The following is a 12,302-nucleotide window of genomic DNA, read 5'->3' as shown; positions in this document are numbered from 1 at the left end:
TATTATGAAAAAGTCATTATTCGTAGCTGCTATCGCTGCAATCTCTCTAGTTGCTTGTAAAAAAACTGAAGCTACTGAAACTAACGCTGCTGACTCTGCTGCTGTAGCTACTACTGATTCTGCTGCTGTTGTAGCTGATTCTGCTGCTGCTGTTGTTGATTCTGCTGCTTCTGCTACTGTAGATGCTGCTAAAGATGCTGCTGCTGCTACTACTGCTGCTGGAGCTGATGCTGCTAAAGACGCTGCTAAAGGAGCTGCTGACGCTGCTAAAGGAGCTGCTGATGCTGCTAAAGATGCTGCTAAAGACGCTAAAGAAGCTGTAGACGCTGCTAAAAAATAATTAGTACCCGTTTACTAAAAATAAAGAGCCGTTTCACCCAGTGAAACGGTTTTTTTATTGCTTATTTTATTCTTTAATTCTTTAATTCTTTTTCTGTCTTAAAGATTCATAACAGGTAATAGCCACCGCATTACTTAAGTTTAAAGAATCAATACTTCCGGACATGGGGATGAGTGTGTTTTTTCCTTTTCCCGTCCAGAAATCACTTAAACCGGAATGTTCTGTCCCGAATAAAATGGCGGATCTTTGCGTAAAGTCTCTCTGATAAAGGTCTTCTGCACTTTTATCCATAATAGTAGTATAGATATTAAAAGTATTGTTTTGCAGAAACTCCAGGGTTTCCTGATTTTCTGCCTGAAAAACTTCCATTCCGAAAAGACATCCTACACTGGAACGGATCACATTGGGATTATAAAAATCTGCTTTAGCATCCGTTACAATCAGAGCATCAATTCCAAAAGCTTCACAACTTCTCAGGATAGCTCCTAAGTTTCCCGGCTTTTCTACTCCTTCAACAATAATTACAGTTGAATTGGATTTCGGTTTAAATGAGCTTAATTGGGTTTCTTTTGTTTGATAAACCCCAAGAATTCCTTCGGAAGTTCCACGATATGCTATTTTTTCATAGACTTTTTCACTTACATAGTGAATTTTCGAATCAGGAAGTTTCCCTTTAAAAATATTTTCAGCAATGAAAAATTCCACAGGCTCAAAGCCGTAATGTTGGGCTCTTTCATTTTCTTGCTGCCCTTCCACAACAAAAACTTTTGATCTCTTTCGAAACCTGTTGTCGGTAAGAAGCTTGGTAATGTTTTTTATTTTATCGTTTTGAAAACTTTCTATTAGCATCCCGGAAATTTTTAATTAATAAAGCCTGTCTGTGTAGGAAAACTATTCTTCTATTCCTATTATGTTTTCGCTATTGTCAATCAGACTTTGTGGAAGTTCTTTTTTATTTTTTATTCCCAAAGATTTAAGTTTTTGGGTTTGGGTAACCAGGTTGTCATTTCCGGTGGATAGCTGTTTATAGGCATCATTGTATACATTTTTTGCCTGGTCCAGGTTTTTGCCTACTTTTTCCAGATTATCTACAAAACCAACAAATTTATCATACAGCTTCGCTCCTCTCTCAGCGATCTCCATAGAGTTTCTGTTTTGATATTCACGTTTCCAAAGATCAGCGATAAGTTTTAAAGAGGTGATCAGGTTACTCGGATTCAATAATAAAATCCTTCTTTCATAAGCATAGTTCCATAAATTCTGATCAGCCTGCATTGCTGCAATATAAGCGGGCTCACTTGGAATGAACATCATAACAAAGTCCAGTGATTTTCCAAAATCATCATAGGCTTTCTGGCTCAACTGCAGGATATGGTTTTTTATTGAAGACAGGTGTTGATTAAGTCTCATGGTATATACCTCCGGATCGGTTTCATCCACCAATTCTGTAAAGGCGGTTAAAGAAACTTTTGAATCAATAATCACATTTCTTTCGTCCGGATATTTTACTACTGCATCCGGCCGCATTTTTTTACCCGAGAATTCTGAAAATAGTGCCTTATTATCCTCATCACGAAGCTCATGTTCAAGGAAATATTCTCTTCCTTTCACTAATCCGGATTTTTCAAGGATACTCTCAAGGATCATCTCGCCCCAGTTTCCTTGGGTTTTGCTTTCGCCTTTTAAAGCTCGTGTTAGTTTTTTGGCATCTTCAGAAATCTGTTGATTGAGTTCTGCAAGTTCCTTTACTTTTTCAGCTAATGAGAAACGCTCTTTATTTTCCTTTTCATAAGCTTCATTTACTCTGTTTTTTAAATCCACAATCTTTTCCTGGAAAGGCTCCAGAATAGTTTTAAGGTTATTCTGGTTGAGTGTCGTGAACTTTTCAGTTTTTTCTTCCAGAATTTTATTAGCCAGATTTTCAAACTGCAATTTTGCTTCTTCCTGGATTTTTGTGATTTCTTCTTTCTGGGTTTCCAGTGATTTCTGTAAGCTTTCGTTGATGGCGGAAAGTTCAGAGTTTTTTGCGAAAATATTTTGTTTCTCCGTTAAAAGAGACTCAATTTGAGCCGTTTGTCTGGCATTGATCTGTTTTTGTTCCTGGAACTGAGTGTTCAAAGAAGAATGTTCAGCGGAAATTTTGGCAAACTCATTTTTGAGATCGCTCAGTAAATCTGACTGTTGCTGGTTTAATTCTTTCTCCTTAGTAATATGTTGGTTTAATTCCTGGATTTTCAGATTTGAATTTTCCAGATCGGAATGATTTCTGATATGCAAATTGTTCAGTTCATCGTAAAGATTTCTCGAAATCATAGAGGATTTCAATATGAAATACAAAATAACAGCTCCTAGAATTCCTCCGGCAATACATCCAATAATTAAATATGTTATTTCCATGTCTCAAAATTACAAAAAGAAAAATTGATTTTCTGAATGGGAAACCGTAACATTTTGATTTTTTAAAACATCAAGATTAGTAAGAATTTAAGCTTTATTTTGACCAGAATCTTAAAAAATATGGTTAAGAAAACTTTGTGGTTCGATTTAAATGTTCTTAGTTGATGCTAAAATTTCAATATTCTTCACCACATCACTGCTTTCACATTTTTTGAACTCTTTGGTTAAAGCCGGAGTGAGAATTTTAGGGCTTAAAATTTGTGTGGCAACTTTAGCCGCTGCATAATCAACAATCCCTATAACGGATTCTCTCATGAAGTTGGGTGTATTAGATGCAATCACAGCGGTTGCCCACGAAGTTTCTCTGGCTCTGGAAATCGCAAAATCCAGGACTGCATTGTCTTTTCCATTGGATATTTTATCAATCAGGTCAACGGGATAACAGATTTTATTCAAAGAATCCTGAACTTTTTGGTTGATGGAGGCAATAACAGAGTTGATGTTTTCAAAATCTTTTTTTAGCGGATTGATCTTTCTGTAAGGCATAATGGATGCTGCGGAAATTCCCAGGTCTAAATTGATGTGGGCATTCATTCCCAGAAAAATGTGCTGTAAGATCAGGAGGTTTTTGTTTTTAGCGGCTTCAAAAGCAAGGAACCAGGAGTTGGTACATTTTTTACCTTTACTGTAGCTTTCCCAGGCTTCAAGATATCTTGTTGCAAAAGCAATATCAAGTAAAGTCATCCTGGGATTATCTTCAAACTTTTTCTGTTGTATACCTTTCAAAACCTGAGCGGTCATGATTCTATACGTACACGCAAAATATCCGACGGGACTTTTGTTTTCCTTGCTCCAGATGATTATTTCATCAAGCTTTTTAAGGACTTCTTCTATGGTTTTCATGGTAGTTTTTGTTTTTATAAATATAAGAAAACCGTTGTTAGTTGAAGTTTATTTTGTTATTTCTTGTAATTCTATTTCTAATTCTTGCTTTTCTTTTTCGGTATAAAATTCAGAATTCACCAAAGATGTCTTAAATTTTTCGACTGTTTGAAAATAGTTCTGTTTTAATTGAATTTGAGCTTTTATAATGTATAAAAAACCTTGTGAAAAATTTGGGTAAGAATCCACTAATATTTGCCAAGCTTGAATAGCTTTGTCATATTGTTTTTCGTTATAAAAATACCATCCCTTACCATTTAAGGTGCCAATTGAAAAATTTAGTTTGATTCCGTAGTTAGATAATATTTTTTGCTCAAGATCTTTTTTAATACTTAAATCCTTTTGCTTATTTGAGGAATACTTTGCCTGAATAGTAGACCACTCTTCAAATATGTCATAAAGTGCTGCATTTATTAATAAACCAGGTGTTGCATTATGGTCAGCTGCTTTAAAGCGATACCCTTTAATGTCTAAAAAAGGATTGGGAATATTCTTTTTTATAATAGAATCCATCTTGATAAAATCCTCGGAATAATCGTTACCAATTCCGAAACGATAATATTTTTTAGAATTATATGAAAGATTATTCATTTTACTTATAGAATCCGTTAGATCAATATTTTTCTGAAAGAAAAACGGACTCATAGAAATAACACCATTCAAATCATTTATTCTTGAACTAAAAATAGAAGTTGTGAAATAGCCATATCTTGAATGACCGACTAATATTCTAAATTTTGAAGCCTTGTAATTTTTTTCGGCAAGTGGGATGAGTTCCTCAAAAATGAAATTTTCATTCTCAAGCGCAAGTCCATTGGAATCGGAGGTTTTGTATTGTGTTTCATTGTAGCGATAACGTTGCTCGGATTCTATACTGATTATTATGGATGAAGGTATTTGTTCGGTACTTGTCAGATAATCAATAGTATTGATGATGTAATTATGACTTCTTTTGTTTTGTTTGTCAAATACGATAATTAATGGGAAATTGTTTTTTATTCCATTTTGCCACTCTATTGGAACTGTTATAGAAACCTTTTTTTCAAATCCAAGATTTTTTGAGGTTATGGTTGTGTCTTTTAGCTTTTTATATCTTTCATAGTTTTGTGCAAATAGGATTGTAGTAAATGAAATAAAAAGTAAAGTAAATTTTTTTAACATCTCGGTTTGGTTTAAATGCTAGATCAACCACATATTTTTTGTAGTTTGGGTTCTTATGGATTTTCTTTCGATATTTCAGCATGATGCTTAAGGTATAAAGGCAACGCTGCTGATCCGTACCAAGGGAAAATTTCATAATTGAAAACTCCGGCCTGAACGGCAGGGTCGGTTTTTACCCATTGTTCAGCTTCTTCTTTAGATTTCGTATTGAAAATAAACATTCCCCGAAAGGTTTCTTTATTTTTTTCTAAAAATGGTCCTGCAACAATGATTTTGCCTTCGTCCGCTAATTTTCCAATATTAGCCAAATGCCCTTTCATCAGCTCACCCATTTTGGTTTTATCTTCCACTTTTGTAGGTCCTGTAGTAAGCATTACAATAGTATAAGCTTTCATTCCATACTTATCTGCTCCCAAAGAAGTTGCCAGTTCCTGGTTGAATTTAGGTTTTTCTGTTTTGCCCGTATCAACTCCTGACGTCCCGGATTTTCCCGGTTGCCCGTTTTGCCCTTTAGTATGAATAGAGCAGGAAGTTATTAAACACAAGGTTAGTACTAATAAAATATTTTTCATGTCATTTAGTTTTGTATTCTTAAAAATTCTTTGGCTAATTCGATCATTTTAGGATCCCCGGTATATTTTCCGTGTTCATCTGAAAGCTTTACCGTGGGAATCCAGTCTTTATTCGGAGCCTGTACGCCGATAAGCTTCATCACAATATTCATGGGTTTCAAACCTACGTCATTGGTGAGATTGGTTCCGATTCCGAAAGAAATCCCGATTTTTCCTCTGCAGTAGCTCGTAATTTCCTCTACTTTTTCAAGATTTAAACCATCGGAAAAAATGATATATTTAAATAAAGGATTGATTCCGTTTTTCTGGTAATGTGCAATGGTCTTATCCGCAAATTCTAATGGATCACCGCTGTCATGACGAACCCCGTCAAAAAGTTTCGCAAATTTCTTATCGAATTGTTGGAAGAATACATCAGTAGTATACGTGTCTGAAAGGGCGACTCCCAAATCCCCTCTGTATACATCTACCCAATGTTCCAATGCAAGTTGGTTGGCCATTTTAAATCCGTATTCTGCTCCATGGAACATAAACCATTCATGAGCATGGGTTCCGATAGGCTTTACATTATATTTCATGGCAAAATGAACGTTGGAGCTTCCGATAAAAGTGGAGTCTTTTTTCTGTATTAAAGCTTCCATGACCAGGTTCTGTACTTTATAAGAGTGTCTTCTTCTGGTCCCGAATTCTGCAAAGTTCACTCCTAATTTATTTAGCTGCTCTGCTTTTTCAAGGGTTTTATTCATTACAGATTCGTTGGAATCTCTTTCCATATGATTCATTTCATAATGCAGCTCGCTGATTAAAGACAATAAGGGGACTTCCCATAAGATAGCCCTGTACCATAATCCTTCCACCGTTACTTTGAGATCATTCCCTTCCTGCTGGATTTTTACTTCCGAAGGATCATAATGGTACCCTTCAAGAAAGTCCAGATAAGGAAGGTCCAGGTAGGGGCAGGTTCTTTCGAGAAATTTTTTTTCCTCTTTCGTGAGCTTGAGTTCTGCCATTTTAATGACAGCTTCCCTTAATGCGATATCAAATCCTTCCGGAAAATGATGTTTCCCTCTATTAATAAATTCGTATTTTACGATCTGACTTGGAAATAATTTTACCACCGCATTCTGCATGGTGATTTTGTAGAAATCATTATCGAGAATGGAATTCAACCGAACTTCGTGCATACATCTTGTTTTTAACAAATTTATATATTTTAAAAATAAAAATCGCCTTATGGAAAGACGATTTTAAAAATATAAATAGGTTTTATTTCTTATTTTCCTAAATAGGAATTATACATCCAGACTTCTTTTTCCTGTTCTGTAATATAATCGCTCATCTGCGAATTAGTTCCTTCGTCTCCTGCCTTATCTGTGATATCCAGAAGCTCTCTTTGTAAATCGATTACTACTTTGAATGAAGCGAGAATATTTTCCACACTTTTTGTAGCGTCACTTACCTCTTTGCTTTCTTTAATAGTGGAAACTTTCAGATAATCCGAATAGTTATGTGCAGGAGTAGCTCCCAATGTCAAAATTCTTTCCGCTATTTCATCAATTTTTAAAACCAAACTGTTGTACAATTCTTCAAATTTCGGATGCAGGGTGAAAAACTGATCTCCTTTGATGTTCCAGTGTGATCCTCTTGTATTTTGATAGAATACAGAGTAGTTGGCTAAAAGTATGTTCAGTTTTTCCGCAATGTTTTTACAATCGGAATCTTTAAGTCCGATAATACTGGCATTTTTCATAAAGTTTATTGTTTATATGGTGCAAAGTTAGGGGCTATGTTTGCATAAAGATACAAAATTTAATAGTTTAAAACTATTGTAACCAATGAGTAATTATGTCAATTGTTTTTGATTGTCTGATTATTAAATAATTGTAATAAAAAGCATTATTTGTATATAACTACTTGTCAATTAAAAAATTATTATTATTTTTGCAGCCTAAAATAAAAAGCAATTAAATGCCTACTATTCAACAATTAGTAAGAAAAGGAAGAGCCACGCTTGCCAAGAAGAGCAAATCGGCTGCCCTTGATTCTTGTCCACAAAGACGTGGTGTATGTACGAGAGTATATACTACTACACCGAAGAAACCTAACTCTGCACTTAGAAAAGTTGCAAGGGTAAGACTTTCTAACGGTAAAGAAGTTAACGCCTACATCCCGGGCGAAGGACATAATCTTCAAGAGCACTCGATAGTATTGGTAAGAGGCGGAAGGGTGAAAGACCTACCGGGAGTACGTTACCACATCGTAAGAGGTGCATTAGACACTGCAGGTGTAAATGGAAGAACACAGAGAAGATCGAAGTATGGAGCTAAGAGACCTAAGCCAGGTCAAGCTGCAGCTGCACCAGCAAAAGGAAAGAAAAAATAATCATTAAATAAGGTACAGAAACAATGAGAAAAACAAAAGCGAAAAAAAGACCGTTGTTGCCAGATCCAAAATTTAATGATCAATTGGTAACTAGATTCGTAAATAACTTAATGCTAGACGGTAAAAAGTCTATCGCATTCAAAATTTTCTACGATGCACTAGATGTTGTAGAAACTAAAAAAGGAGATACTGAAAAAACATCTCTGGAGATATGGAAAGATGCCCTTACTAACGTAATGCCTCACGTAGAAGTACGTTCAAGAAGAGTAGGTGGTGCCAACTTCCAAATCCCGATGCCAATCAGAGCTGATAGAAAAATTTCTATGGCAATGAAATGGTTAATCAAATACTCTAAAGCTAGAAATGATAAATCAATGGCTTTGAAATTAGCTAATGAAATCGTTGCTGCTTCAAGAGAAGAAGGTGCTGCTTTCAAAAAGAAATCTGATACTCACAAAATGGCAGAAGCTAACAAAGCTTTCTCACACTTTAAATTCTAATTTGTAATGAGTAGAGATCTTAAATTTACAAGAAACATTGGTATTGCTGCTCACATTGATGCAGGAAAAACTACTACTACAGAAAGAATATTATTCTATACAGGTAAAACTCACAAAATTGGTGAGGTTCACGAAGGTGCCGCTACAATGGACTGGATGGAGCAGGAAGCTGAAAGAGGTATTACCATTACTTCAGCAGCTACTACCTGTAACTGGAATTTCCCAACAGATCAAGGAAAAGCTTTACCTGAAACTAAAGCTTACCATTTCAACATTATTGATACACCGGGACACGTTGACTTCACCGTAGAGGTTAACAGATCTTTGAGAGTATTGGATGGGTTGGTATTCTTATTCTCTGCAGTAGATGGAGTAGAGCCTCAGTCTGAAACAAACTGGAGACTTGCTGACAACTACAAAGTTGCGAGAATGGGATTCGTAAACAAAATGGACAGACAAGGTGCTGACTTCCTTAACGTGGTAAAACAGGTTAAAGAAATGTTGGGATCTAACGCAGTTCCAATCGTTTTACCAATCGGTGCTGAAGAAGATTTCAAAGGAGTTGTAGACTTAATTAAAAACAGAGCGATCATCTGGGATGATGCAGGACAAGGGGCGACTTTCGAAGTAGTGCCAATTCCTGAAGACATGAAAGATGAAGTTCTTGAATATAGAGAGAAATTAGTAGAAGCGGTAGCTGACTATGATGAGACTTTGATGGAGAAATTCTTCGAAGATCCGGATTCAATTTCTGAAGACGAAATCAACGAAGCGCTTAGAAAAGCTACTATCGACCTTTCTATCATTCCAATGACTTGTGGTTCTTCTTTCAAAAACAAAGGAGTACAGTTCATGCTTGATGCTGTTTGTAAATATCTTCCTTCTCCAATGGATAAAGACGATATCAAAGGAACAGATCCAAATACTGATGCTGAAATCACAAGAAAGCCAGACGTAAAAGAACCTTTCGCTGCATTAGCTTTCAAAATTGCTACAGACCCGTTCGTAGGTAGATTAGCATTCTTCAGAGCTTATTCAGGAAGACTGGACGCTGGTTCTTACATTTTGAATACAAGATCTGGAAACAAAGAAAGAATTTCCAGAATCTATCAGATGCACGCTAACAAACAGAATCCGGTAGAATTTATCGAAGCTGGAGATATTGGTGCAGCTGTAGGATTTAAAGATATTAAAACAGGAGATACTTTATCTGATGAAAAGAACCCAATCGTTCTTGAATCTATGATCTTCCCGGATCCGGTAATCGGTATCGCTGTTGAGCCTAAAACTAAAGCTGACCAGGATAAAATGGGTAATGCTCTAGCTAAATTAGCTGAAGAAGATCCTACATTCCAGGTTAAGACTGATGAGGCTTCAGGACAAACGATCATCTCCGGTATGGGTGAGCTTCACTTGGATATCATCGTAGACCGTATGAGAAGAGAGTTTAAAGTAGAAGTAAACCAAGGTCAACCGCAAGTAGAATACAAAGAAGCTCTTACACAAAAAGCTAACCACAGAGAAGTTTACAAAAAGCAGTCTGGGGGTAGAGGTAAGTTCGCGGATATCGTATTCGAAATCGGACCGGCTGACGAAGGTAAAACAGGTCTTGAATTCGTAAATGAAATTAAAGGTGGTAACATTCCTAAAGAATTTATCCCTTCAGTAGAAAAAGGATTCAAAGAAGCGATGAAGAATGGTCCATTAGCCGGATTCGAAGTTGAAGCGATGAAGGTTACATTGAAAGATGGATCTTATCACCAGGTTGACTCTGACCAATTATCTTTCGAACTTGCTGCTAAGTTAGGTTTCAAAGAATCTGGTAGAGCTGCTAAAGCGGTTATCATGGAACCAATCATGAAGCTTGAAGTAGTAACTCCTGAAGAATACATGGGTGATATCGTAGGTGACCTTAACAGAAGAAGAGGTACTGTAAACGGTATGGATGATAGAAACAACGCTAAAGTAATCAAAGCTTTCGTTCCACTATCTGAAATGTTCGGTTATGTAACTTCATTAAGAACATTATCTTCTGGTAGAGCAACATCTTCTATGGAATTTGAAAAATATGAAGCTGCTCCGCAGAACATTGCTGAAGAAGTAATCGCTAAAGCAAAAGGTTAATTTAAATTAGATTAAAATGTCACAAAGAATCAGAATAAAACTTAAGTCTTACGATTACAATTTAGTAGATAAGTCTGCTGAGAAAATCGTAAAAACGGTAAAGGCTACTGGTGCTGTTGTAAACGGACCAATTCCATTACCAACCAATAAGAGAATCTTCACTGTGTTGAGATCTCCACACGTAAACAAAAAAGCTAGAGAACAGTTCCAACTTTCTGCTCACAAAAGATTGATGGATATCTACTCTTCTTCTTCCAAAACGGTGGATGCTCTAATGAAATTAGAGTTACCAAGCGGTGTAGATGTAGAAATTAAAGTGTGATAACGAGCACTTAGCCGTGATTATATGAATCCGCTCCTTTACAGGAGCGGATTTTTTATTGGTAAGAAATAATACAGCAGCTACTATTTTTAAATTTTGACTATTATGTATTGCAAGGTTCTATTATATTTGTATATTTGTGAAAATTATTCCTATGAAAAGAATTCTATTAATCATGCTATTGATGAGTTTGTCGTTAGCAGGGCAGACCCACCGTTTTATTTATGAATACCATTTCAAAATGGATTCCACCGCTACAGAACCGAGAAAAGTAAATATGGTACTTGATGTAAATCCCGAAGATGTAAAGTTCTATAATTACGAGTTTGTAAAAACAGATTCACTAAACAAGATAAGAGGGCAGAACAGCGCGATCTGGGATGATACACCGGCTATTATCCGGAAGAAAAATTCAGACATCAATTCCAATTATATTATTGTGCAGAATTTATTTATAATAGATACGGAAGATAAAATAAAATGGAATCTTTCCAATGAAACAAAAACTCTTGGAGGATATACCTTGCAAAAAGCATCAACAAAGTTCGGAGGCAGAAACTGGACGGCATGGTTTACAAAAGATATTCATCTCAGTGAAGGACCTTATAAGTTCAGAGGATTGCCGGGACTTATTTTTGAAATTTATGATGATAAAGATAACTTCAGGTTTTCATTAGTTAAAAGCTATAAACTGGCCAAAACCTATGAAACAAGGGAGATTCTTGAAAACTTTGCAGGTCAAAAGCCCGTGAAAATTACAGAGGCTAAGCTACGAAAAATGATGCTTGACAATTATAATGATCCGCTTCATGATTTTAAGGAGCATTATAAAAACAATACAGATCCTTCTGCCCGTTTTATGGTAATGGGAATTGAAGTGAAAAGCCCGGAACAGCTTAAAGAATTATCCGAATTGATGCAGAAAAACATAAAGAAAAATAACAATCCCATTGAAATAGATAAAGCAATACAATATTAAATTATTTATTTTATCCTACTCCGTCAACTTCGGCGGAGTTTTTGATTGACCATGATAAACTGATACAATGGCAAATTCCAAAAAAAATATTTTTGAAAAATTTTCAGATGGGGCTACAAAATTCACCGGAAGTGGCCCTGCTTTTATCGGAGCTGTTGCAATTGTTGTGATATGGGCGTTATCAGGCCCCATTTTCAATTATTCTGAAACATGGCAATTGGTTATCAATACCGGAACAACAATTATTACCTTTTTGATGGTGTTTTTAATTCAGAAAGCTCAGAATAAAGATTCTAAAGCGATACAGATTAAGCTCAATGAATTGATTGCTGCCAACGAAAAATGCAGCAACAGGATCGTGGATATTGAGGACCTTACGGAAGACGAGCTGGATCAGCTGCATATTTATTATGAAAGGCTATCCGATCTTGCAGAAAAAAGTGCTGATATTCATACTTCCCATTCTATAGATGCTGCAGAGAAAAACCAAGATTATAAGCACGAATTCTTTATGAAAAAGCATGAGGAATGGCTGCAGAAACAACAAAAAAAGGAATCGATTTGATTCCTTTTTTTTTATAGC

General features: G+C 35.8%; 14 protein-coding genes. 7 read left to right on the top strand and 7 right to left on the bottom strand.

Annotated elements, in window-relative coordinates; translation table 11 throughout:
- The first annotated feature begins 4 nt into the window (after window positions 1-4).
- Window positions 5-340, top strand: a complete 336-nt coding sequence (locus tag BCF58_RS12915) for a hypothetical protein (RefSeq protein WP_121462233.1) — start codon at window positions 5-7, stop codon at window positions 338-340.
- 81 nt (window positions 341-421) lie between these two features.
- Here BCF58_RS12915 and BCF58_RS12910 read toward each other — a convergent pair whose 3' ends face one another.
- The 7 genes from BCF58_RS12910 to BCF58_RS12880 form a co-directional block, all read right to left on the bottom strand.
- On the bottom strand, window positions 422-1,189 hold the full coding sequence (locus BCF58_RS12910; protein ID WP_121462232.1) for a TrmH family RNA methyltransferase: 768 nt from the start codon (window positions 1,187-1,189) through the stop codon (window positions 422-424).
- 42 nt (window positions 1,190-1,231) lie between these two features.
- Window positions 1,232-2,737: a DNA recombination protein RmuC gene (gene rmuC / locus BCF58_RS12905; protein ID WP_121462231.1), complete on the bottom strand. Its 1,506-nt coding sequence runs from the start codon at window positions 2,735-2,737 to the stop codon at window positions 1,232-1,234.
- Between the two features lie 147 nt (window positions 2,738-2,884).
- The gene (locus BCF58_RS12900; protein ID WP_121462230.1) at window positions 2,885-3,640 is read right to left on the bottom strand and encodes a DUF5995 family protein; all 756 of its coding nucleotides are present in this window, start codon (window positions 3,638-3,640) and stop codon (window positions 2,885-2,887) included.
- 48 nt (window positions 3,641-3,688) lie between these two features.
- Entirely contained in the window at window positions 3,689-4,840 is a 1,152-nt protein-coding gene (locus tag BCF58_RS12895; RefSeq protein ID WP_121462229.1) for an alpha/beta hydrolase-fold protein, read from the bottom strand.
- 53 nt (window positions 4,841-4,893) lie between these two features.
- Window positions 4,894-5,412, bottom strand: coding sequence for a YciI family protein (locus tag BCF58_RS12890; RefSeq protein ID WP_121462228.1), 519 nt, complete (start codon window positions 5,410-5,412; stop codon window positions 4,894-4,896).
- Window positions 5,413-5,417: 5 nt separating this feature from the next.
- Complete coding sequence (gene pncB, locus BCF58_RS12885; protein ID WP_121462227.1) at window positions 5,418-6,596, bottom strand: nicotinate phosphoribosyltransferase; 1,179 nt, start codon at window positions 6,594-6,596, stop codon at window positions 5,418-5,420.
- A gap of 89 nt (window positions 6,597-6,685) precedes the next feature.
- A complete protein-coding gene (locus BCF58_RS12880; RefSeq protein WP_121462226.1) occupies window positions 6,686-7,162 on the bottom strand; it encodes a Dps family protein in 477 nt (158 codons plus the stop codon).
- Window positions 7,163-7,380: 218 nt separating this feature from the next.
- Here BCF58_RS12880 and rpsL point away from each other — a divergent pair, with 218 nt between their 5' ends.
- The 6 genes from rpsL to BCF58_RS12850 all read left to right on the top strand — a co-directional run bounded on the left by rpsL (window position 7,381) and on the right by BCF58_RS12850 (window position 12,284).
- Entirely contained in the window at window positions 7,381-7,794 is a 414-nt protein-coding gene (rpsL, locus tag BCF58_RS12875; RefSeq protein ID WP_002983146.1) for a 30S ribosomal protein S12, read from the top strand.
- A 23-nt stretch (window positions 7,795-7,817) separates the two neighbouring features.
- Window positions 7,818-8,294 carry a 30S ribosomal protein S7 gene (gene rpsG / locus BCF58_RS12870; RefSeq protein ID WP_121462225.1) on the top strand — a complete coding sequence of 159 codons (477 nt, stop codon included), beginning with the start codon at window positions 7,818-7,820 and terminating at the stop codon, window positions 8,292-8,294.
- Window positions 8,295-8,300: 6 nt separating this feature from the next.
- On the top strand, window positions 8,301-10,418 hold the full coding sequence (gene fusA / locus BCF58_RS12865) for an elongation factor G (protein WP_121462224.1): 2,118 nt from the start codon (window positions 8,301-8,303) through the stop codon (window positions 10,416-10,418).
- Between the two features lie 16 nt (window positions 10,419-10,434).
- Window positions 10,435-10,740, top strand: coding sequence for a 30S ribosomal protein S10 (gene rpsJ / locus BCF58_RS12860; protein WP_002661363.1), 306 nt, complete (start codon window positions 10,435-10,437; stop codon window positions 10,738-10,740).
- Between the two features lie 154 nt (window positions 10,741-10,894).
- On the top strand, window positions 10,895-11,719 hold the full coding sequence (locus BCF58_RS12855; RefSeq protein ID WP_121462223.1) for a GLPGLI family protein: 825 nt from the start codon (window positions 10,895-10,897) through the stop codon (window positions 11,717-11,719).
- Between the two features lie 67 nt (window positions 11,720-11,786).
- Window positions 11,787-12,284 (top strand): low affinity iron permease family protein, encoded by a 498-nt coding sequence (locus BCF58_RS12850; RefSeq protein ID WP_121462222.1) that lies wholly within the window; start codon window positions 11,787-11,789, stop codon window positions 12,282-12,284.
- The last annotated feature ends 18 nt before the right edge of the window (window positions 12,285-12,302 follow it).

It is taken from the genome of Chryseobacterium defluvii (genome assembly GCF_003634775.1).
GTDB classification, from domain to species: Bacteria; Bacteroidota; Bacteroidia; order Flavobacteriales; family Weeksellaceae; genus Chryseobacterium; species Chryseobacterium defluvii.
Note: the sequence above shows the minus strand (reverse complement) of the source record. Positions and strands in the feature narration are given on the sequence as shown.